The following is a 19913-nucleotide window of genomic DNA, read 5'->3' as shown; positions in this document are numbered from 1 at the left end:
CGCTCCAGACAGGTCAGGCATCGCCGGGCACATTCTCCGGCCCGCGCCGCCGGCGATGCTCGATGAAGGCCCAGATATGCGGCCCCGCCAGGCCGATGAAGGCCAGCGTCAGCAGCGTCAGCGACAGCTTGTGCGTGTAGAACACCGACCAGTCGCCGTTCGAGATGGTCATCGCCCGACGGAACTGCGTCTCCGCGAGTGGCCCGAGGATCATGCCGATGATCACCGGCGCGGTCGGGAAATCGAAGCGCCGCATCAGGAAGCCGGCCGCCCCCAGCAGATACAGGATCACCAGATCGATCGGCGATTGCGAGATGCCGTAGGTGCCGACGGTGGCAAAGACCAGGATGCCGGCATAGAGCTGCGGCGCCGGGATTTTCAACAGCCGCACCCAGAGCCCGATCAGCGGCAGGTTGAGAATGACCAGGATGACGTTGGCGATGAACAGACTGGCGATCAGGCCCCAAACCAGATTGGCCTGCGTCGTCAAGAGCAGCGGCCCTGGATTGATGCCGTAGCTCTGGAAGGCCGACAGCATGATCGCCGCGGTCGCCGAGGTCGGCAGACCGAGCGTCAGCATCGGCACCAGCACGCCGGCGGCCGAGGCATTGTTGGCCGCTTCCGGACCGGCAACGCCTTCGATGGCGCCGACCGTGCCGAACTCCTCCTTGTGTTTCGACAGCTTCTTCTCGATGGCATAGGACAGGAAGGTCGGGATTTCGGCACCGCCGGCCGGCATGGCGCCGATCGGGAAGCCGATCGCGGCACCGCGCAGCCACGCCTTCCACGAGCGTCCCCATTCGGCCGCGGTCATGTAGAGCGAGCCTTTCAGCGGCACGATCTCGTCCTTGCCGGCGTAGCGGCGCGACGCCATGTAGAGCGTCTCGCCGACCGCGAACAGACCGACCGCGACGATGATGACGTCGACACCGTCGAGCAGTTCGCCCATGCCGAAGGTGAAGCGCGGCTGGCCCGTCTGCAGGTCGACGCCGATCATGCCGATGACGAAGCCGGCGAACAGGCTGGTGAGCCCCCGCACCGACGACGAGCCGAGCACCGCCGACACGGTTATGAAGGCCAGCACCATCAGCGAGAAATACTCGGCCGGGCCGAAGGCCAGCGCGAACTTGACCACGATCGGCGCCAGGAAGGCGACGCCGAGCGTGCCGATGGTGCCGGCAACGAACGAGCCGATCGCCGACGTCGCCAATGCTGCGCCGCCGCGGCCGGAGCGGGCCATCCTGTTGCCTTCCAGCGCCGTGACGATGGTGGCGCTTTCGCCCGGCGTGTTGAGCAGGATCGACGTCGTCGAGCCGCCATACATGGCGCCATAGTAGATACCGGCGAACAGGATGAAGGACGCTTCCGGCGCCACCTGGTAGGTGATCGGCAGAAGCAAAGCGATGGTCAGCGCCGGCCCGAGGCCGGGCAGCACGCCGATTGCCGTTCCCAATGTCGTGCCGAGCAGGCACCACATGAGGTTGACTGGCGTGAAGGCGATCGAAAATCCATGCGCGAGCTGATTGAGAGTTTCCATCGCTTCAGCCCCTCGCCATGCCGATGATCGCGTTGATGACCGAGTTCAGCTGGTTCTCGATGAAGCCGGCGCCGATGTTGACGCCGAGCGCCCTGGCGAAACCGAAATAGGCCGCAAGCGCCAGGATCAATCCAAGCAGCGCATCGCGCAACGGATGCTTGCTGCCGAACCCGTAGCAGATGAGAACGAACATGATCACCGAGGCGGCGGTGAAGCCCAGCGGATGGATCAGCAAGAGGTTAGCGACCAGTCCGGCAGCCACGAAGCCCATCGCCTTCCAGTCGGTCGGCGTTTCCTTTTCCTCCTCCGGCTGCCAGCCGCCCCTCAGTGCGGCGACGATGAGGAGCAGGGAAAGCACCAGCATGCCTGTCATGGTGAGGTAGGGGAAGACGGTCGGGCCGACCTTGGAATAGAGCGGCGATACCGGGATCGCCAGCGTCTGCCAGGCCACGGCCGCGGCGCAGGCGAGAAGCCCAATGCCGATTAACAATTCGGGCATTGCAAGGCGTCGCGGCGGCGCCTGCTGGTCGCTGGTGCTCATGAATGTCCTCCCAAGATGGCCAGCCTCCCGCGGCCGGCCCTGACCGCAGTCTTACCCGCGATGGATCGCATGTCCATGCGGTTGCGGAGCCTCCAAAAAGGGGCGGCGCGGGCCGCCCCCTTGGAAGGCATCAGGCGAGGCCGAGATCCTTGAGGATCGCAGTGATACGGGCAGTGTCCTCGGTGAGGAACTTGGCATAGTCGTCACCGGTGAGCAGGATCTGCGTCCAGTTGCGGTTCTTGCACTCCGTTGCCCAGGCCTCGCTCTTGGCCATTGTCTCGACCAACTTGACCATCGCCGCCTTGTCGGCATCCGAAACGCCGGGCGGTGCAAAGACGCCGCGCCAGTTGAACAGTTCGACATCGATGCCGGCCTCCTTCAATGTCGGCGCGTCGATGCCTTCCTGGCGCTTGTCGGCGGAGACCGCGAGCAGCCGGAGCGCGCCCGCCTTGACCTGTTCGGCGAATTCGCCATAGCCGGAAATACCAGCCGCGACCTGGTTGCCGAGCAGCGCCGAAAGTGCCTCGCCGCCACCGGCGAACGGCACGTAGGAAAGGTTGGTCGCGGGCACGCCGACCGTCTTGGCGATCAGGCCGAACAGGATATGGTCCGAGCCGCCGGCGGAACCGCCGGCCACCGGCACCTTGGTCGGATCCGCCTTCAGCGCGGCGACGAAATCGGCGGCCGTCTTGAACGGCGAGGCGGCCGGCACCACCAGCGCTTCGAATTCACCGGTGAGGCGTGCGATCGGCGTCACCTCGGTGAGGTTGTTGGCCGACTTGTTGGCGATGATGGCACCGACCATGACCATGCCGGCCACCATCAGCGAATTGCCCTTGCCGTTCCATTGGTTGACGAACTGCGGCAGGCCGACGGTGCCGCCGGCGCCACCGACATTGGTGATCTGCGAGCCGGAGATCAGCTTTTCAGAACGCAGCACCTGGTCGATGGTGCGCGCCGTCTGGTCCCAGCCGCCGCCGGGCGCCGCCGGCACGAAGATCTGGATCTGCGGTGCGTCCTGTGCGAACGCGGGTGTGAAGTGCAGTGCGGCGAAACCGGCGGCGCCTGCCGCGGCGGTGCTCGTCAGGAATTTGCGTCTGTTCAGCATGGGATTCCTCCAAATCGCGACACCTCCTCCGGTGCCTGCCAGAAACGTGGCCTGAATTCAGACCGCCATCAAGTTCAAGCAGATGTTACCGCGTTCTGTCAACAGGAACAGTATTCTACTAGACAGAATGCATAGCATCCGGCATAGTTTGCCCGGTTGGGTCTTCGTCCGAACCGGGAACCGAAACGAAATCGTCAAGCAGATGAATGACATACGGTCCAGATCCGCACCAGCGGACGGCGTTGCAGCGCTCGATCGCGCCATTGCCATTCTCGACGCCTTCGCCTCGGTTGACAAGTCGCTCAGCCTGGCCGAAATCGCTGCACGCACCGGTCTCTACAAGAGCACGATCCTGAGGCTGGCGGGCTCGCTGCTGCGCGGCCAATTGCTCGAGCGTCTCGACGATGGCCGCTACCGTGTCGGCCCTGCCACCTTCCGGCTCGGCGCCATCTACCAGCGTTCGGTGGCGGCGGTCGACATCCTGCTGCCGATCATGCGCGACCTGGCCGAGCAGAGCTGGGAAAGTGTCGCCTTCTACGTCCGTTCGGGCGATGTCCGCACCTGTCTCTACCGCGTCGAATCCAAGCATCCGATCCGCTACACCATCAGGGAAGGCGACGTGCTGCCGCTGCTGCTGGGCTCGGGAGGCCGCGTGCTTGCGGCGTTCTCCGGCGAGCCGGGCGAGCCCTACGAAACCATCCGCGCGACCTATCATTATCTGTCGGTGGGCGACCGCGACCCCGAGACGGCGGGCGTGTCCGCGCCGGTGTTCGGCCCGGGGTGCACCCTGCTCGGCGTGCTGACGCTGGCCGGCCCGAGCACGCGGGTCGATGCGGCCTTCCTGCGGCGCATGACGCCATCCCTGCTGGAGGCGGCAGCCCGCGCCACGCGCGCTTTCGGGGAAGATGCATCGATGCTCGAACATGCCCGATCGAAAGCCGATCCCCACGCGTAAAGCGCCGGCGTGTCCACGGTTTCTGGTCTGTGCCTGCTCTCCTGCATTGCAAATGCCAGACAGTGAAGAGCATTCAAAACCAATCGAATGCAATGAAATTTTGCAGAAAATCATAGGTATAACGCTGCGTAATCTGTCTCTGCTGCAGTATGCAAATCTCGAAACGAAATATACGAAGAGTTTATTGGCTGTTAAGGCCAATGTGTTAGTCGAATTTCTGTCGCCGACTGCAGTGCGACGTCGGGGAGAACGCGACACCTGGCCGGCATCTGGATCAGCCGGCAGGGCAAATAAACGGGGGGCCATGGCTATTCCCATGGAAGCTTGATGAGGCTGTCACCGGCAGATACCAGCCCCCATCCGCTCGGGCTGGTCTGGCCCTTCGTCCTGGTGGTTCTCGTCCAGGCCCTGCTGGCCAGCGGCAGCCTCTACACTCTGTCGGCGGTTCGCGCCTATGTCGGCGGCGAGAGCCACTGGTCGAAGGGACAGAAGCAGGCCATCTATTTTCTCAGCCTCTATGCCGACACCGGCAGGCAAGAGTTCTTCGATGAATACCGCACAGCCATCGCGGTTCCGCTCGCCGATCATTCGGCACGGCTTGCCCTCGAGCAGCCCGAACCCGACATCGGCGCTGCGCGCGCCGGCTTCCTGCAAGGCAGAAATCACCCCGACGACGTGCCGGGGATGATCTGGCTATTCCAGAACTTTCGCGAGGTGAGCTACCTCGACATCGCCATCCAGCACTGGACCGCGGCCGACGGCATGATCCTGGCGCTCGACCGCCTCGGCACAGAGATACATCAAAAATATGAGGAAGGTCCGCCAACGACGGCGCAGATAGTCGTCTGGAAGGCGGAGATTCACCGCCTCAACCATCAGATCGGACCGCTGTCAAAGTCCTTCTCCGACAGCCTCGGCGAGGGCTCCCGCTTCATCAAGATGGCTCTGATGCTGGCGAACCTGGCCACCGCGGCCTTGCTCATCCTGCTTGCCGTGTGGCGCACCCGCAAACTCCTGGCGCAGCGTCAGGCTTTCCAGGTCGCCCTCAACGCCGAACGAGAGCGCGCCCAGATCACGTTGGCCTCGATTGGCCAGGCTGTCATCAGCACGGGTGCGGACGGACGGCTGGATTACATGAACGCGGTCGCGGAACGTCTGCTGGAGCGGCCGTTCAGCGAAGCAAGAGGCCAACCGATCGCATCGCTGTTCAAGCTGGTCGACAGGGACAGCGGCATCGAGGAGCACCGGCTGATGGAACGCCTGCTGGCAGGCGTGCCACTGCACTCCAATGAACGACCGCAATTGTTGCGACGCGCCGATGGCTCCGTCGTTCCCGTCGCGCTGACAGGCGCGCCGCTGCTGGTTTCCGGCCAGATCGTCGGCGCCGTGCTGGCCTTCCACGACATGACGCGCGAACAGGATTACATCGAGCGGCTGTCATGGCAGGCATCGCATGACGGGCTGACCGGGCTCACCAACCGACGCACCTTCGAGAGCAGCCTGCAAAAGGCGATCGCGGACCTGCACCACCGGCCACGCCAACACGCGTTGATGTATCTGGACCTCGACCAGTTCAAGCTCGTCAACGACACCTGTGGTCATGCGGCGGGCGATCAGTTGTTGCGCCAGGTTTCCATGCTGCTCGGCAATGAGCTGCGGCCCGACGACATACTGGCTCGCCTGGGCGGCGACGAATTTGGCCTCCTGCTCTTCGATTGCGGTCCGGATCTCGCGTCCGAGATCGCCGAACGGCTGCGCGCGGCCGTTCAGGACCTGCATTTTGCCTGGAGCGGCAGGCCTTTCAACATGAGCGTCAGCATCGGCATGGTCGAGATCACCGATGCTGAAATCACGCTCAAGGATACCCTGCAGGCAGCCGACGTCGCCTGCTATATCGCCAAGGAGAAAGGCCGCAACCGCGTCCAGCTGCACAGCGACAGCGACACGGCCTTGCGCGAACGTTTCAGCGAAATGGCCTGGGTCCAGCGCCTGCACGCTGCGCTGGAAGAAGACCGCTTCAAGCTTCATGCCCAGGAGATCTGGCCGCTCAACGCCGCCGCGGCCGAGGCCGGCGCTCATGTCGAAATATTGCTGCGGCTGACCGATGAGGATGGCCTCATCGTTTCGCCGGCCAGTTTCATTCCGGCAGCCGAGCGCTACGGCCTTATGCCGTCGATCGACCGCTGGGTCGTGCGCAACGCTTTCAGCGTCCTGGCCGTCCGCCTTGCCAACCCTCAGGCCGCTCCCATCGCCACCTGTGCGATCAATCTATCCGGAGCAAGTTTCGGCGACGACACGTTCCTCGACTTCCTGCGTGAACAATTCGATGTCCATGGCATTCCGCCCGGCATGATCTGCCTGGAGATCACCGAGACTAGCGCGATTGCCGACCTCACCAACGCCATGCGTTTCATTGCCGACTTGCGCGAACTGGGTTGCCGCTTCGCCCTCGACGACTTTGGCTCCGGCATGTCGTCCTTCGCCTATCTCAAGCACTTGCCCGTCGATTATCTCAAAATCGACGGCAGCTTCGTCAAGGACATGCTGGAGGATCGGATCGACCGTGCCATGGTCGAGATGATCCACCATATCGGCAAGGTGATGGGCAAGCGAACCATCGCCGAGTTCGTCGAAAACGACAGCATCGTCGAGGCTTTGAAGGCGATCGGCGTCGACTACGCGCAAGGCTATGCGATCGCCCGGCCGCAACCTTTCGACGCTTCGACGCCCCTGCTGAGACCTGGCGCGGCACCAGGCACCGACGACGACCCGTGGAGCGCCGTTGCGCGCAAGCTGCGCAAGGCCGGATGATGCGGCCGCTCTCCCCTAAACCTGCCGCTCCAGGAGGATTGTCGCACCATCGTGATAGGTGGTCCTGAGCACTTCCTTGTAGCCGCACTTTGCCGCGACATTCAGCGAAGCGGTGTTTTCCGGATCGATGATGCAGACCGTTCTTGCACCCTGGAACGTATAGTCGCCCCAGGCGAGAACCTGTCTCACGACTTCGCTGGCCAGCCCTTGGCCGTGCGCCTGCGGCGCCAGCGCCCAGCCGGCCTCCGGCACGCCCTCGATCGACGGCTCGATATCGCGCTTCAGGTCGTGGAAGCCGGCCTCGCCGATGAAGCGGCCGGTGGCTTTGTCCTCGATCGCCCAGAAGCCGTAGCCCAGCAACGACCACAGGCCAGCATGGCGAAGGAAGCGCATCCAGCTTTCCTCGCGCGTGCGCGGCTTGCCGCCGATGAAACGGGTGACGCCGGGATCGGCCCACATGGCGACGTAAGCGTCGAAATCATCCAGCCGGTGCGCCCTGAGAATGGTGCGCGCCGTTTCGATGACAGGTACGCCGGCTGCTTTTGCACTGGCCATGGAATTTGCCTCGGTTGAGTTGTCCTGCGCCTAACAAATCGCTTGCACAGAGCAAGGGCCACGGCAGCATGGATCACCTTCCAGGACGACCGGACTGTCAGCAGATGGCGCCAATAGCGCCGACGGTCGGGTGCCACCATCGGTGTATCTGGGAATTTTGATCGACGATGCTACTCTTCGGCCGGTGCCGGTTCAGGCGCGCCCTGCCGCGCCGTCCGATCGAAGGGAGAAAGCATGGATACCACCGACCTCGTGCTGGCCATCATCCATCATCTGCTGGTGTTTTCGCTGGCCGGCATCATTGGCGCCGAGTTTGTGCTGATCCGCAGCGAGTTGCCCGCCGCGACGCTCAAGCGGCTCGCCGGCATCGATCGTCACTACGGCATCATCGCCACGCTGATCATCATGGTCGGTATCGGCCGTGTCTTCTATGGCCTGAAGGGTTGGGAATTCTATGTCTACAACTGGGTGTTCTGGGCGAAGATGGCGGCCTTCGCCGCCGTCGGCCTGCTGTCGATCATCCCGACCATCCGCTTCATCTCCTGGAACAGGCAGGCCGCCGCCAGCCCCGGCTTCCAGGTGCCGGCGGCGGAACTCGCATCCGTGCGCAGCTATGTGCGCGCCGAAGCGTTCATCTTCCTGCTGATCCCGGTGTTTGCGGCAGCGATGGCACGCGGCTACGGCTACTAGATTGCGCATCCCGGGGCCACACCGGGCTCAAAACTCCTTTTCACCCCCCAAGCACCTTTTCACCCATCGAGTGCGGACAGTTGCGGATAATCGCTGTTTGCGATTGCAATCTGCTAGCTTGCGCTAATTATTGCTCTATCCGCAGCCGGTGTTGAGAGGAACTCCGCGCAGTGGTTGCAGATTCGAATTTCTGGGAGGAACCACTATGAGAAAATTTGTCGCCGCTCTGGCTGCCGCCGCGGCCGTCACGCTTTACCCGTTCGCCGCGGGCGCCCAGACCTATCCCGAACGCACCATTACTGTCGTGGTGCCGTTTGCAGCCGGTGGTCCGACCGACACGGTCACGCGCCTCGTCGCGGAAGCCATGTCGAAGGATCTCGGCCAGCAGGTCATCGTCGAGAATGTCGGCGGCGCCGGCGGCACGCTGGGCGCCGGTCGCGTCGCGAAGGCCGAGCCTGACGGCTATACGCTGCTCCTCCATCACATCGGCATGGCGACCAGTGCGACGCTATACCGGAAGCTCGCATACGACACGCTGAACGCCTTCGAATATGTCGGCCTCGTCACCGAGGTGCCGATGACCATTGTTGGCCGCAAAGACCTCGAGCCGACCGATTTGAAGGGGCTGGTCGAGTACGCAAAGGCCAACAAGGATAGCATCACCGTGGCCAATGCCGGCATAGGTGCTGCCTCGCATTTGTGCGGCATGCTGTTCATGAGCGGCATCAAGACGCCGCTGGTCACCGTGCCATACAAGGGCACCGGCCCAGCGATGACCGACCTTCTCGGCGGCCAGGTCGACATCATGTGCGACCAGACGACCAATACCACCAAGCAGATCAAGGGCGGCACGATTAAGGCCTACGCCGTGACCTCGCCGGAACGCCTCGATGTGCTGCCGGACGTCCCCACGACGACGGAAGGCGGCCTTCCCGAGGTGCAGGTTGGCATCTGGCACGGCATCTATGCCCCCAAGGGCACGCCGGCCGAGATCACCGAACGGCTGTCGAAATCGCTGCAGGTCGCGCTGAAGGACCAGAACGTCGCCGCCCGCTTCGCCGAACTCGGCACCAAGCCGTCGTCCGAGGCCGATGCGACGCCGGCCGCGCTGAAGGCCAAGCTGGAAAGCGAGATCGGGCGCTGGAAGCCGATCATCGAAGCCGCCGGCCAGTACGCCGACTGATGTTTCGAACGGGGCGCCACCAGCGCCCCGTTTTCGCTTCGGCCCCGTTTTCGCATTGCGTCGCCTCGCGCTACAGGCGCGGGCCTGGGAGGAATGCCATGAAACCTTTCGCAATCGACAAGACAAACGGCCTATGCGCCGCGCTGTTCATCGCTTTCGGCGCATTTTTCGCGTTGCAGTCACTCGGCCTCGAAATCGGCACCGCCTTCCGCATGGGACCAGGCTATTTCCCGTTGGCCCTGGCGGTCGTGCTGATCCTGCTTGGCGTCGTCATCCTCGTCCAGGCGGTGCGCTTCGAGAGCGAGCCGATCGGCCACATAGCGTGGCGCGGCATGCTGTTCATCCTTCCCGCTCCGATCTTCTTCGGCCTGACGGTGCGCGGCCTCGGCTTCATCCCGTCGATCTTCCTGACGGCGCTGATCGCATCATTTGCCAGCGGCCGCATGAAACCGCTGACCGCGCTCGTACTGTCGGCCGGCCTGACGCTGTTTGCGTTCCTGGTCTTCAGCTACGCGCTCGGCCTGCCGTTCCGGCGCTTTGGTCCGTGGCTGCCATTGTGAGGGGATGACATGGAACTCCTCGACAATCTGGCGCTCGGCTTTTCGACGGCCTCATCGCTGACAAATCTCGGTTTCTGCCTGATCGGCGTCCTTCTCGGCACGCTGATCGGCGTCCTGCCCGGCATCGGCGCCACCGCAACCATCGCCATGCTCTTGCCGATCACCTTCCAGATCGGCGACCCGGTGTCCTCCCTCATCATGCTCGCCGGCATCTATTACGGCGCGCAATATGGCGGCTCCACCACCGCCATTCTCATCAATATGCCCGGCGAATCCTCCTCGGCCGTCACCGCAATCGACGGCTATCAGATGGCCAAGAACGGCCGCGCCGGGGCAGCACTCGCGATCGCGGCGATCGGCTCGTTTTTTGCCGGCACGGTTTCGACCTTCCTCGTCGCCATCTTTGCCCCGCCGCTGACGGCGATCGCGCTGGAATTCGGCGCGGCCGAGTATTTTTCGCTGATGATCGTCGGCCTCGTCTCCTCCGTCGCGCTCGCCCACGGCTCGATCGTCAAGGCGCTGGCGATGGTCGTGCTCGGCCTGCTGCTCGGCATTGTCGGCACCGACATCTACACCGGCACGCCGCGCTTCACGCTTGGCATCACCGAATATGCGGACGGGCTGAATTTCGTGGCGGTGGCGGTCGGCGTCTTCGGCATCGCCGAGATCCTGCGCAACCTCGAGAACGAGCACGAGCGCTCGGTGCTGATCCGCAAGGTCTCCGGCCTCATGCCGACCCGCGAGGATTTTCGGCGCATGGCGGCGCCCATCGTGCGCGGAACGATCATCGGTTCGGCGCTCGGCATCCTGCCGGGAGGCGGCGCGATCCTTGCCGCCTTTGCCTCCTACACGGTCGAAAAGCGCGTATCGAAAAACCCCGGGGAGTTCGGCAAAGGCGCCATCGAAGGCGTCGCCGGACCGGAATCGGCCAACAATGCCGGCGCGCAGACCTCCTTCATCCCCATGCTGACGCTCGGCATTCCAGCCAACCCGGTCATGGCGCTGATGATCGGCGCGATGATCATCCAGGGCATCGTGCCCGGCCCCAATGTCGCGACCGAACAGCCGGCGCTGTTTTGGGGCATCATCGCCTCGATGTGGATCGGCAATCTGATGCTGATCGTGCTGAACCTGCCGCTGATCGGGCTTTGGGTGAAGCTGCTCACGATCCCTTATTACGTGCTCTTCCCGATCATCATGGCGTTCTGCTCGATCGGCGTTTACAGCGTCAACACCAATGTCTACGACCTCTACGCCGTCGCCTTCTTCGGCGCCCTCGGCTACCTCCTGACCAAGCTGCGCTGCGAACCCGCGCCACTGCTGCTCGGCTTCGTGCTCGGCCCACTGCTCGAGGAAAACCTGCGCCGCGCCATGATTCTTTCGCGCGGCGACCCGAGCACCTTCGTGACGAGACCGATCAGTGCCGGCCTGCTCTTCATTGCGCTCGCCCTGCTCGTCATCGTCTTCCTGCCCGCGGTCAAGAAGAAGCGCGAAGAGGTGTTTGTGGAGGAGAATTAAGCCACTTCGTCCGCCGGGCCGAGCGGCCCGATCGGCACCAAAGGCGCCGGCATGTCGGTCGTCTTCTCCGCCGCCTTGCAGATATCGGCGATGACGCAGGCCGGGCAGTCCGGCTTGCGCGCCTTGCAGACATAGCGGCCATGCAGGATCAGCCAGTGATGCGCGTGGCGCATGTACTCGTCCGGTATGATCTTCAGCAGCCCTTGCTCGACCTGCTCCGGCGTCTTGCCGGGCGCCAGGCCGAGCCGGTTGCCGATGCGCAGTATATGCGTGTCGACTGCCATCGTGTGCTGGCCGAAGGCCATGTTGAGCACGACATTGGCGGTCTTGCGTCCAACTCCCGGCAGCTTGACCAGTTGCTCCCGCTCGTCGGGCACCTCGCCGCCATGGTCGGCGATCAGCGCCTGCGACAGCGCAATTACATTCTTGGCCTTGTTGCGCCAGAGCCCGATCGTGCGGATGTAATCGCCGACCTTTGCCTCGCCCAGCGCCAGCATCTTTTGCGGCGTGTCGGCGACCTTGAACAGGGCCCGCGTCGCCTTGTTGACGCCGGCATCGGTGGCTTGAGCCGAAAGCACCACCGCCACCAGCAGCGTGAAGGCGTTGACATGCTCGAGCTCGCCCTTCGGCTCCGGCCGCTGCACGGAAAAGCGCCGGAAGATCTCATGCACCTCGGCTTGGCTGTAGAGCGAACGGGGCCGCGCCGGCCGCGGTCGCGGCTTGGCGTTCGAGCCGTCGCGCCTACCGGGCGGCAATTCCTTCTTGGGCATCGGGGAATTTTTGGGCATCGAGGATTTTTTGGACTTGGGGCTCGCCATACCCTTCCTATAATATCCCGGCATGAGCGACACAAACGCCTCTTTCCAGGCCGACGAGCCCTTCTTCCACGCCCTGTTGACACCGCACCGCTCGCTCGGCCGCACCGGCTTTTTTGTGCTAATGGGCGCGCTGCTGTTCGGCTGGTTGGTGACCGGGGCGTTCTTCCTGTCGCGCGGCGCATGGCCGGTGTTCGGCTTCTTCGGCCTCGACGTGATCGGCGTCTACATCGCCTTCCGCGCCAACTACCGCGCCGCCCGCGCCCGCGAAGAAGTGTCGGTGTCCCGCACCAGCCTCGACATCCGCAAGACGGCGCCGTCAGGCAAATCGGAAGCGCATCGCTTCAATCCGTTCTGGTCGCGTTTCTCGATCGCCCGCCACGCCGAGATCGGCATCACCAGAATGGCGGTGGAGGCTCAAGGGAAGACCGTTTCTATCGGCGGTTTCCTCAATCCTGACGACCGCGAGAGTTTTGCCGACGCCTTTTCGCGCGCGCTGGCAGCCGCCAAGGCGCGCTGAGCCAGTGCTTCAGAACCGGTAGCGCAAAAGCCTGCCGATCTTGCGCAGCGCGGGAATGTATTTCCAAAGGCGAACGAACAGTTTCGCGACCCTGCTCATACGGGCGGCGCGTTCCGGCTTATAGGCCGAGATATCCTCGACGAACCGCAGCTTCGGCACGGCTTGCTCCAGTTCGTGCGGATCCTCGATAGCCCAGTGGACCTCGGCGCCGGTCGCCCTGACGGACGGATTGAGGCGAAGCAGCTTCAGGCCGAGATGGCTATAGGCGTCGAACATCAGCTCACCACCGGCAAGATGCGAGACAAGCCCTGAAAACAAACGTGGCCCCTCCTCGGCGGCGAGATAGGGCGTCAATCCTGCCGCCACCACTATGGCCGGGCGGTTGCGAGGCACCTCAGTCAGCCAGTCCGGTTCGGTCACCGACGAAGCGATCAAATGGTAATGCTCCCGGGACGGGTAAAGCTCGCCTGAGCGCGATGACGTCCGGAAAGTCGACATCGAACCAATCCACGCTCTGTGGCGGATCGACACGGAAGACGCGCGTATCGAGCCCACACCCCAGATGCAGCACGATGGCGTCAGGATTTTTGGCGAGAAAGTCCTGAACGCCGATGTCCAGCGTCTTTGCCCTGATCGCCAAGCCGATGCCGAGATTGTCGTCGACCTTTAGCCTGGAAAAATCATAGTCGATCTTGCGCACCGCCGCGTCGGCAAAGTGATCCTCAAGCAGCGAATGGGGCAGCTGGCTCTCCAGCGCCTTGCCGTACAGCGTCAACAGCAAGGTCTCTCTTGCCCCGGTCAAATTTACCTTTTCGCCGGCCATGATTGTCCTCGTCGGTTCGAAGCCGACTCTATCTGGGTAATGGGAGTGGGAAGGCAAGTTTCGGGTGGTGGCAAAGGGCGGGAAGAACGATATTCGCGGTCAAGGAGATATTGCCATGAACGCCCAGATGACCATGAATACCCGGATGAAACCGTCAGCCATCCTGCAGAACGACATCACGCCCGAAGGCAGCGACTATGAGGTGGTCCGCCGCGCCATCGAGAAGATCAGCCTCGACTACCGCGACCAGCCTTCGCTGGAGGTTCTGGCCGAGGACGTCGGCGAGACGCCGACCGGTCTGCAAAAACTGTTCACGCGCTGGGCCGGCCTGTCGCCCAAGGCCTTCCTGCAGGCGGTCACGCTCGACCATGCGCGCAAGCTGCTCGATTCCGGCATGCCGCTGCTCGAAACCTCGTTCGAGCTTGGCATGTCCGGCCCCGGCCGGCTGCACGATCTCTTCGTCACCCACGAAGCAATGTCGCCAGGCGACTACAAGACGCGCGGGGCAGGCCTCACAATCCGCTACGGCTACCATATCTCGCCCTTCGGCATTGCCCTGATCATGGTCACCGACCGCGGGCTCGCCGGCCTTGCCTTCAACGATCCGGGCGGCGAGCGGGCAGCCTTCGCCGACATGTCCGGCCGCTGGCCGAACGCCAACTATGTCGAGGACATGAGCGCCACAGCGCCTTATGCGGCGCGCATCTTCGATCCGACGTTGTGGCGCGCCGACCAGCCGCTGCGCGTGGTGATGATCGGCACCGACTTTCAGCTGCGCGTCTGGGAAGCCCTGCTGCGCATCCCGATGGGCAAGGCCTGTACCTACTCCTCGATCGCCGCCAGGATCGGCGCACCGAACGCCAGCCGGGCGGTGGGCGCGGCGGTCGGCGCCAACCCGATGTCCTTCGTCGTGCCGTGCCATCGCGCGCTTGGCAAATCCGGAGCGCTTACCGGCTATCACTGGGGCCTGACGCGCAAGCGCGCCATCCTCGGCTGGGAAGCTGGACAGGTCGCATCCTGAAATGTCGATTTTTTCCGTTTCTGTTGCATAAAACCGCAGATAGCAGTATCAACAAGTATTCCTATAATTATTCTTCAGCGATTAGAAGCGATACAACCGGCGACAACCTGTGGTTTCGCCGGTTTTCTTTGTTACGCCGAATCAATACTATTTAAGTTTACCCTAAATTAACCACGATAAAGAGAGGATACCTTTGGGTTGGGTCGGACTGTCCGGCTTGATAGGAGGTCTCGATGAAGTTCTTCCGCACCGCCATAGGTGCAGCTGTTCTGGTCGCCTGTATCGACCAGACCGCATCGGCCGCTACCGGAAACGTCCTGTTCAACGGCACCATAACCGCGACCTGCACGCTGACAGTGAACTCCAACGGCACGATGACGGTCAGCACCAATCTCCAGTCGTTGAGCTCCCACAATGCCGGCGGCTCGGCCGGCAGCGTCCAGGTGGACACCACGGGCGGTGTCTCGCTAAGCGTCGATCCGGTCACCTCCACCACCGTGCCGGCCGCGGACGTCACGGCCACCACCTGGACACCGACCTTCGCTTCCACCGGTGCTCACACCATCGCGGAAACCGGCACCACGACCGCGCTTGCCGCGCCCGGCACATCGACCGTCGCGGTCAATCTCGCCGGCACCAAAGGCGGCAGCAACCGCTTCTCCGCCGGCAACTATCAGGCAACGGTCACGCTTCGCTGCGAATGACCCCTCGCGAAAGGAGGGAGCTTTGACTCAAGGTGGAATTCTTGCGGTGGCGCTGGCTGTCGCCCTCGTTCCCATTGCCGCGTCGGGCCAGTCGATGACGCCGATGCGCGGCGAGGTCAGGTCCTTTACCGACGCTTTCGCCGTGCGGGTCTTCCCGGGCAACCCGTATAACCAGCGCATACGCGTCGAAATCCATGTCTATGACCAGGATTTCCAACCCGTCGAGGCCAGGATCACGCCGAACGCCTTCCTCTTGGCTGGCCAGGCATCGCGCCCGGTTCTGGTGGTCGTGCCGTTCGACGGCGCGACCGAGCGTAAAGTGCGTATCTGTACCGAGAGTATCCCCTTTCCAAGCGAGCAGACGCAAATAAGGGCACAGATATGCGGAAAGTTTTTCGGGCATCGCAGGTTCTGACCCTCTCCTTGCTGCCCGCTTGGGCGGTCGTAAGTCAGGGGTTTGCCGAGGATATACTGAACCTGAACCAGAACCAGACTGGCTTCACTCTGCCCGGCGTCACCTTACCCCAGGGCCAGGACGAGGTTCATGCTTCCGACGGCACCACCTGCCGCTCCGCCGTTTCCGGCAGCGGCGCCTATCTCGACGTCGGCGTCATCAGAGGCAACAGCAACAGCCAATCGAACAGTGACCTCGCCACTTACGGCCGCGTGGTGGTCCCGATCGGGCGGAAGCCGAAGCGCATCGATTGCAGCCGCCTCTACGAACTCGAGGTCGAGCGCCTGCAGCTGGAGCTGAAGCTGCTGAAGATGGGCCTCGGCGCCGATGGCCAGACAGCAAGCGTGACCGCCGCCGCACCCCCGGCCACATCACCAGCATGGGCCAATGAAGGCTGGAGCATCAGAGACGGCAGTGGCAAGAAGAAGAAGAAATAGCAGCGCGCTGCTTGCCTTCGCCGCGCTCGCCTGCCTCTGCCTGCCGGCACAGTCGGCGATCATCGGCACCTGCACGATCATGATCGGCGCCTCGGGAACGATGACGCCGAACCCCGCCATCAACATCTTCGGCTCCAAGCAGGCGGGCGGGTCGAGCGCAGGCGCCACCATCACCGCAAGCTCCCTGCTCTGCTCCATACTAAATTTGCTCGATTGCTTTTCGGTTTCGGCGCCGTCACCTATCGCCTTCACCTCCGCGCCAAGCGGCGGCGACACCAACACCACTTTCGCCACCGTCTTCCGCCTCGATGGCTCGGGCACCGACATCCCAGGCAGTTCGCCGCAGCGCGTCACCAACGGCACCCACACCATCCAGGTCGACCTCACCGCCACCAAATCTTCAGGCATCTTTCCAGCCGGCAATTATCAGGGCATGGTCACGGTGCGTTGCGAATGACGGGAGGCGGCACCCGGATGGACTGGCAACCGGCATTCTTACGGGTTAGCCTCCCGCGCATTCAGCAGGAGGCACTTCTTGATTATCGTTGTCGGCTCGATCAACCTCGACCTCATCGCCAATGTCGACCGTTTGCCAGCACCTGGCGAGACGGTGCGCGGCTCCGGTTTCACTACGGCGCCGGGCGGCAAGGGCGCCAACCAGGCGCTGGCCGCCGCGCGCGCCGGCGCCAAGGTGCGCATGGTGGGCGCGGTCGGCAAGGATAGTTTCGCCGCCGAGGCCCTCGCTTTGCTCAAGGACGGCAAGGTCGATCTGTCCGGCGTGGGCGAGAGCTTCGCCTCGACCGGCACGGCGCTGATCCTGGTCGGCGCCGACGGCGAGAACGTCATCGCCGTAGTGGCGGGCGCCAACGATTCGGTGCTGCCGGCCGACATTGCCAAAGCCCTGCTGAAAAAGAACGACGTGGTGCTGCTGCAGCACGAGATCCCGCTGCAGACCGTCGAGGCCGCGCTCGACGCGACCCGGGCGGCAGGCGCGGTCAGCGTGCTCAACACCGCGCCTTTCCGCGCCGAGGCATCCAGCCTTCTCTCCAAGGCGGACTATGCGGTCGCCAACGAAACCGAATTCGACCTCTATGGCGAGGCGCTGTCGCTCGCCGGCCGCGACCGCCCGACGCGGATGCGCGACTATGCCGGCAAGACCGGCCGCACCATCGTCGTCACGCTCGGCGGCGACGGCGTGCTGGCCGCGACGCCGGACAATTTCCTGACGGTGTCGGCGCTGAAGATCACCCCGGTCGACACCGTCGGCGCCGGCGACACCTTTTGCGGCTATTTCGGTGCCGGCCTGTCATCCGGCTTGCCGCTCGGACAGGCGCTTACTCGCGCCGCCGCTGCAGGCTCGCTCGCGTGTCTGAAGCCCGGCGCCCAGCCGGCGATCCCGCTGGCAAAAGATGTCGACGCCGCCTTGCAAAAACCTGCCAGCTAGACCTGCGGGCTAGAACAGCCAGCTTGAGGGGATGACAGCCATGAGACCCGCGACAAAACATGCCGTGCCAGCGGCCGGCGAGATCTGCCGCCTGTCCGCGGTGGAGTTGGCTGACCGTATCCGACGCCGGCAGCTTTCCGTGCGCGAGGTGGTCGCGGCCTTCCTCGACCGCATCGAGGCGGTGAACCCGCAGGTCAACGCCATCGTTTCGCTGCGTGACCCCGCCGACATCCTGGCTGAAGCCGACACGGCCGATGCCCACCTTGCGCGCGGCGGCGAGGCTGGATCCCTATTCGGCCTGCCGATCGCCATCAAGGACCTTGCCTTGACCAAGGGCCTCAGAACCACCTTCGGCTCGCCGATCTTTGCCGATTTCGTCCCCGCGGAGGACGATTTCTTCGTCGAGCGCGTGCGCAAGGCCGGCGCCATCATCATCGGCAAGACCAATGTTCCCGAATTCGGATTGGGTTCGAATACCTACAACAGCGTGTTCGGCCCGACGCTCAATGCCTTCGACCCGGCCTTGACCGCCGGCGGCTCGAGCGGTGGTGCCGCCGTCGCGCTGGCGCTCGACATGCTTCCGGTCGCCGACGGCAGCGATTTTGGTGGCTCGCTGCGCAATCCAGCCGCCTACAACAATGTCTATGGCTTCCGCCCATCGCAGGGGCTTGTCCCGGCCGGTCCCGACATCGATGTCTTCCATGCGCAGATGGGCGTGGAAGGTCCGATGGGCCGCAATGTGCGCGACATCGCGCTGCTGCTCGACGAGCAGGCCGGCTACCATCCGCGCGCGCCGCTCTCGCATCACAAGCAGGGCTCGTTCCTGCAGGGACTGCAAACGCCGGCAGTCGGCGGCCGCATCGCCTGGCTCGGCGATCTCGGCGGCCATCTCCCGGTCGAGCCGGGCATTCTCGATCTCTGCGAGGCGGCTCTCGGCAGGTTCGCCGGCGCGTCGTTCCAAAGCGAGGCGCTGGTGCCGGATGTCGACTTCGAGGCGCTGTGGCAGGCTTTCGTCACGCTGCGCCAGGCCAGCAGCGGCTGCGCGCTCAAGGCGCATTACGACGATCCGGCCAAGCGCCAGCTTCTGAAACCGGAAGCGGTGTGGGAAGTGGAGCAGGCGCTGCGCCTGACAGCGCCGCAAGTCCATGCCGCCACGGTGCGGCGCTCGTCCTGGCATAAAACGCTGCTGTCGCTGTTCGAGCGCTTCGACCTCGTCGCGCTGCCGTCCGCGCAGGTCTTTCCCTTCGCGGTCTCCACCCACTGGCCGAGCCAGGTGGCCGGGCGCGACGTGGACAGCTATCACCGCTGGATGCAGGTCTCGGCCTTCGCCACGCTGGGCGGCTGTCCGGCACTCAACGTACCGGTCGGCTTCGACGGCAAGGACCGGCCGATGGGCATGCAGCTGATCGGACGGCCGCGCGGCGACCTCGCTGTGCTCAAGGCGGGAGCGGCCTATGAGGCGACGCTGCCATTGCAGGTCGGCGCCTCCTGAAGCCAGCCTGGTTCTATCGGTGCCAATTCCACCGGCTTGCGCCGACGGCGATCCCATGCATTGATTAGACTTGGCCGCGTCGCATAGCGGCATTCTGTCGAGGAAACCCCCATGTCGCTGGAACTTTACGCCGCCTATCTGCTTGCCTGTCTCGTCATCATCCTGGTGCCCGGACCGACGGTGACGCTGATCATCGCCAACAGCATCCGCCACGGTTCGCGTGCCGGCCTTGCCAACGTCGCAGGCACACAGGCCGGTCTCGCCATCATGATCGCCATTGTCGGCATCGGCCTGACCTCGCTGATCGCGGGCATGGGTCACTGGTTCGAATGGGTGAGGCTGATCGGCGCCGCCTACCTGATCTGGATGGGCGTGCAGATGTTTCGCTCGAAGGGCACGCTGAACGCCGACGGAACGGCGAGGAAGCCGCGCGGCGGCTTCTTCTTGCAGGGCCTGCTGGTGGCGCTCAGCAACCCCAAGACCCTGGTGTTCTTCGGCGCTTTCTTCCCGCAGTTCATTTCTCCGGAAGGCAACTATGCGCTGCAGATCACGGTCATGGGCCTCACCGCCATGATCTTCGCCGCCGTGTCGGATTCGACCTACGCGCTCGCCTCCGCCCGCGCCGGACGCCTGCTGTCGGCCAGCCGGGTCAGGCTGCTGTCGCGGATCAGTGGCAGCTTCCTGGTCGGCGGCGGCCTGTGGCTCGCATTCTCGAAGGCGAAGTAACGCCAATAGCTGCGAGCCG

At 63.9% G+C, this 19913-nt stretch carries 22 protein-coding genes; 15 read left to right on the top strand and 7 right to left on the bottom strand.

Annotation, left to right across the window (positions count from 1 at the left end; all coding sequences use genetic code 11):
* Positions 1 to 13 precede the first annotated feature (13 nt).
* The 3 genes from D3227_RS10230 to D3227_RS10220 all read right to left on the bottom strand — a co-directional run bounded on the left by D3227_RS10230 (position 14) and on the right by D3227_RS10220 (position 3186).
* The gene (locus tag D3227_RS10230; RefSeq protein WP_120013992.1) at positions 14 to 1537 is read right to left on the bottom strand and encodes a tripartite tricarboxylate transporter permease; all 1524 of its coding nucleotides are present in this window, start codon (positions 1535 to 1537) and stop codon (positions 14 to 16) included.
* Positions 1538 to 1541: 4 nt separating this feature from the next.
* A complete protein-coding gene (locus D3227_RS10225) occupies positions 1542 to 2078 on the bottom strand; it encodes a tripartite tricarboxylate transporter TctB family protein (RefSeq protein ID WP_120013991.1) in 537 nt (178 codons plus the stop codon).
* Between the two features lie 130 nt (positions 2079 to 2208).
* On the bottom strand, positions 2209 to 3186 hold the full coding sequence (locus tag D3227_RS10220; protein ID WP_120013990.1) for a Bug family tripartite tricarboxylate transporter substrate binding protein: 978 nt from the start codon (positions 3184 to 3186) through the stop codon (positions 2209 to 2211).
* Positions 3187 to 3388: 202 nt separating this feature from the next.
* Between D3227_RS10220 and D3227_RS10215 the strand changes: the two genes are divergently transcribed.
* Both D3227_RS10215 and D3227_RS10210 read left to right on the top strand, forming a co-directional pair.
* On the top strand, positions 3389 to 4141 hold the full coding sequence (locus tag D3227_RS10215) for an IclR family transcriptional regulator (RefSeq protein WP_120014083.1): 753 nt from the start codon (positions 3389 to 3391) through the stop codon (positions 4139 to 4141).
* A gap of 327 nt (positions 4142 to 4468) precedes the next feature.
* Positions 4469 to 6952: an EAL domain-containing protein gene (locus D3227_RS10210; protein WP_120013989.1), complete on the top strand. Its 2484-nt coding sequence runs from the start codon at positions 4469 to 4471 to the stop codon at positions 6950 to 6952.
* A gap of 15 nt (positions 6953 to 6967) precedes the next feature.
* Here the strand turns inward: D3227_RS10210 and D3227_RS10205 are convergent, their stop codons facing one another.
* Positions 6968 to 7507, bottom strand: coding sequence for a GNAT family N-acetyltransferase (locus D3227_RS10205; protein WP_120013988.1), 540 nt, complete (start codon positions 7505 to 7507; stop codon positions 6968 to 6970).
* Between the two features lie 234 nt (positions 7508 to 7741).
* Between D3227_RS10205 and D3227_RS10200 the strand changes: the two genes are divergently transcribed.
* From D3227_RS10200 to D3227_RS10185, 4 genes are all read left to right on the top strand, one after another.
* Positions 7742 to 8197, top strand: a complete 456-nt coding sequence (locus D3227_RS10200; RefSeq protein WP_120013987.1) for a DUF2214 family protein — start codon at positions 7742 to 7744, stop codon at positions 8195 to 8197.
* A 205-nt stretch (positions 8198 to 8402) separates the two neighbouring features.
* Entirely contained in the window at positions 8403 to 9380 is a 978-nt protein-coding gene (locus D3227_RS10195) for a tripartite tricarboxylate transporter substrate-binding protein (protein WP_120013986.1), read from the top strand.
* 98 nt (positions 9381 to 9478) lie between these two features.
* Positions 9479 to 9940 carry a tripartite tricarboxylate transporter TctB family protein gene (locus D3227_RS10190; protein ID WP_120013985.1) on the top strand — a complete coding sequence of 154 codons (462 nt, stop codon included), beginning with the start codon at positions 9479 to 9481 and terminating at the stop codon, positions 9938 to 9940.
* Between the two features lie 9 nt (positions 9941 to 9949).
* Positions 9950 to 11458 carry a tripartite tricarboxylate transporter permease gene (locus tag D3227_RS10185; RefSeq protein WP_120013984.1) on the top strand — a complete coding sequence of 503 codons (1509 nt, stop codon included), beginning with the start codon at positions 9950 to 9952 and terminating at the stop codon, positions 11456 to 11458.
* Here D3227_RS10185 and nth read toward each other — a convergent pair.
* Complete coding sequence (gene nth / locus D3227_RS10180; protein WP_120013983.1) at positions 11455 to 12276, bottom strand: endonuclease III; 822 nt, start codon at positions 12274 to 12276, stop codon at positions 11455 to 11457. The genes D3227_RS10185 and nth overlap by 4 nt on opposite strands.
* A 22-nt stretch (positions 12277 to 12298) precedes the next feature.
* Between nth and D3227_RS10175 the strand changes: the two genes are divergently transcribed.
* Complete coding sequence (locus D3227_RS10175; protein WP_120013982.1) at positions 12299 to 12793, top strand: DUF2244 domain-containing protein; 495 nt, start codon at positions 12299 to 12301, stop codon at positions 12791 to 12793.
* Between the two features lie 9 nt (positions 12794 to 12802).
* On the opposite strand, the gene D3227_RS42615 is transcribed toward D3227_RS10175, so the two are convergent.
* Complete coding sequence (locus D3227_RS42615) at positions 12803 to 13228, bottom strand: hypothetical protein (protein ID WP_245451720.1); 426 nt, start codon at positions 13226 to 13228, stop codon at positions 12803 to 12805.
* On the bottom strand, positions 13188 to 13616 hold the full coding sequence (locus tag D3227_RS42610; protein ID WP_245451719.1) for a class I SAM-dependent methyltransferase: 429 nt from the start codon (positions 13614 to 13616) through the stop codon (positions 13188 to 13190). The genes D3227_RS42615 and D3227_RS42610 overlap by 41 nt, the downstream gene beginning before the upstream one ends.
* A gap of 115 nt (positions 13617 to 13731) precedes the next feature.
* Here D3227_RS42610 and D3227_RS10165 point away from each other — a divergent pair, with 115 nt between their 5' ends.
* From D3227_RS10165 to D3227_RS10130, 8 genes are all read left to right on the top strand, one after another.
* Positions 13732 to 14637 (top strand): methylated-DNA--[protein]-cysteine S-methyltransferase, encoded by a 906-nt coding sequence (locus tag D3227_RS10165; RefSeq protein ID WP_167480659.1) that lies wholly within the window; start codon positions 13732 to 13734, stop codon positions 14635 to 14637.
* A 233-nt stretch (positions 14638 to 14870) separates the two neighbouring features.
* Positions 14871 to 15341, top strand: coding sequence for a hypothetical protein (locus D3227_RS10160; protein ID WP_120013981.1), 471 nt, complete (start codon positions 14871 to 14873; stop codon positions 15339 to 15341).
* A gap of 22 nt (positions 15342 to 15363) precedes the next feature.
* Positions 15364 to 15756 carry a hypothetical protein gene (locus D3227_RS10155; RefSeq protein WP_120013980.1) on the top strand — a complete coding sequence of 131 codons (393 nt, stop codon included), beginning with the start codon at positions 15364 to 15366 and terminating at the stop codon, positions 15754 to 15756.
* Positions 15723 to 16232, top strand: a complete 510-nt coding sequence (locus tag D3227_RS10150; RefSeq protein WP_120013979.1) for a hypothetical protein — start codon at positions 15723 to 15725, stop codon at positions 16230 to 16232. Before D3227_RS10155 ends, D3227_RS10150 begins: the two co-directional genes overlap by 34 nt.
* The gene (locus D3227_RS10145) at positions 16183 to 16689 is read left to right on the top strand and encodes a hypothetical protein (protein WP_120013978.1); all 507 of its coding nucleotides are present in this window, start codon (positions 16183 to 16185) and stop codon (positions 16687 to 16689) included. Before D3227_RS10150 ends, D3227_RS10145 begins: the two co-directional genes overlap by 50 nt.
* Positions 16690 to 16767: 78 nt before the next feature.
* Positions 16768 to 17676, top strand: coding sequence for a ribokinase (locus D3227_RS10140; RefSeq protein ID WP_120013977.1), 909 nt, complete (start codon positions 16768 to 16770; stop codon positions 17674 to 17676).
* 31 nt (positions 17677 to 17707) lie between these two features.
* Positions 17708 to 19168 carry an amidase gene (locus D3227_RS10135; protein WP_120013976.1) on the top strand — a complete coding sequence of 487 codons (1461 nt, stop codon included), beginning with the start codon at positions 17708 to 17710 and terminating at the stop codon, positions 19166 to 19168.
* A gap of 111 nt (positions 19169 to 19279) precedes the next feature.
* A complete protein-coding gene (locus D3227_RS10130) occupies positions 19280 to 19894 on the top strand; it encodes a LysE family translocator (protein WP_120013975.1) in 615 nt (204 codons plus the stop codon).
* Positions 19895 to 19913: the final 19 nt, after the last annotated feature.

The sequence above is a fragment of the Mesorhizobium waimense genome, from assembly GCF_003601975.1.
Lineage (GTDB): Bacteria > Pseudomonadota > Alphaproteobacteria > Rhizobiales > Rhizobiaceae > Mesorhizobium > Mesorhizobium waimense.
This window is presented reverse-complemented; position numbering and strand designations above follow the sequence as displayed.

Coding starts and splice junctions, on each gene's coding strand:
- D3227_RS10230 (WP_120013992.1), bottom strand. CDS start 1,537: ATGGAAACTCTCAATCAGCTCGCGCATGGATTTTCGATCGCCTTCACG.
- D3227_RS10225 (WP_120013991.1), bottom strand. CDS start 2,078: ATGAGCACCAGCGACCAGCAGGCGCCGCCGCGACGCCTTGCAATGCCC.
- D3227_RS10220 (WP_120013990.1), bottom strand. CDS start 3,186: ATGCTGAACAGACGCAAATTCCTGACGAGCACCGCCGCGGCAGGCGCC.
- D3227_RS10215 (WP_120014083.1), top strand. CDS start 3,389: ATGAATGACATACGGTCCAGATCCGCACCAGCGGACGGCGTTGCAGCG.
- D3227_RS10210 (WP_120013989.1), top strand. CDS start 4,469: ATGAGGCTGTCACCGGCAGATACCAGCCCCCATCCGCTCGGGCTGGTC.
- D3227_RS10205 (WP_120013988.1), bottom strand. CDS start 7,507: ATGGCCAGTGCAAAAGCAGCCGGCGTACCTGTCATCGAAACGGCGCGC.
- D3227_RS10200 (WP_120013987.1), top strand. CDS start 7,742: ATGGATACCACCGACCTCGTGCTGGCCATCATCCATCATCTGCTGGTG.
- D3227_RS10195 (WP_120013986.1), top strand. CDS start 8,403: ATGAGAAAATTTGTCGCCGCTCTGGCTGCCGCCGCGGCCGTCACGCTT.
- D3227_RS10190 (WP_120013985.1), top strand. CDS start 9,479: ATGAAACCTTTCGCAATCGACAAGACAAACGGCCTATGCGCCGCGCTG.
- D3227_RS10185 (WP_120013984.1), top strand. CDS start 9,950: ATGGAACTCCTCGACAATCTGGCGCTCGGCTTTTCGACGGCCTCATCG.
- nth (WP_120013983.1), bottom strand. CDS start 12,276: ATGGCGAGCCCCAAGTCCAAAAAATCCTCGATGCCCAAAAATTCCCCG.
- D3227_RS10175 (WP_120013982.1), top strand. CDS start 12,299: ATGAGCGACACAAACGCCTCTTTCCAGGCCGACGAGCCCTTCTTCCAC.
- D3227_RS42610 (WP_245451719.1), bottom strand. CDS start 13,616: ATGGCCGGCGAAAAGGTAAATTTGACCGGGGCAAGAGAGACCTTGCTG.
- D3227_RS10165 (WP_167480659.1), top strand. CDS start 13,732: ATGAACGCCCAGATGACCATGAATACCCGGATGAAACCGTCAGCCATC.
- D3227_RS10160 (WP_120013981.1), top strand. CDS start 14,871: ATGAAGTTCTTCCGCACCGCCATAGGTGCAGCTGTTCTGGTCGCCTGT.
- D3227_RS10150 (WP_120013979.1), top strand. CDS start 15,723: ATGCGGAAAGTTTTTCGGGCATCGCAGGTTCTGACCCTCTCCTTGCTG.
- D3227_RS10145 (WP_120013978.1), top strand. CDS start 16,183: ATGAAGGCTGGAGCATCAGAGACGGCAGTGGCAAGAAGAAGAAGAAAT.
- D3227_RS10135 (WP_120013976.1), top strand. CDS start 17,708: ATGACAGCCATGAGACCCGCGACAAAACATGCCGTGCCAGCGGCCGGC.
- D3227_RS10130 (WP_120013975.1), top strand. CDS start 19,280: ATGTCGCTGGAACTTTACGCCGCCTATCTGCTTGCCTGTCTCGTCATC.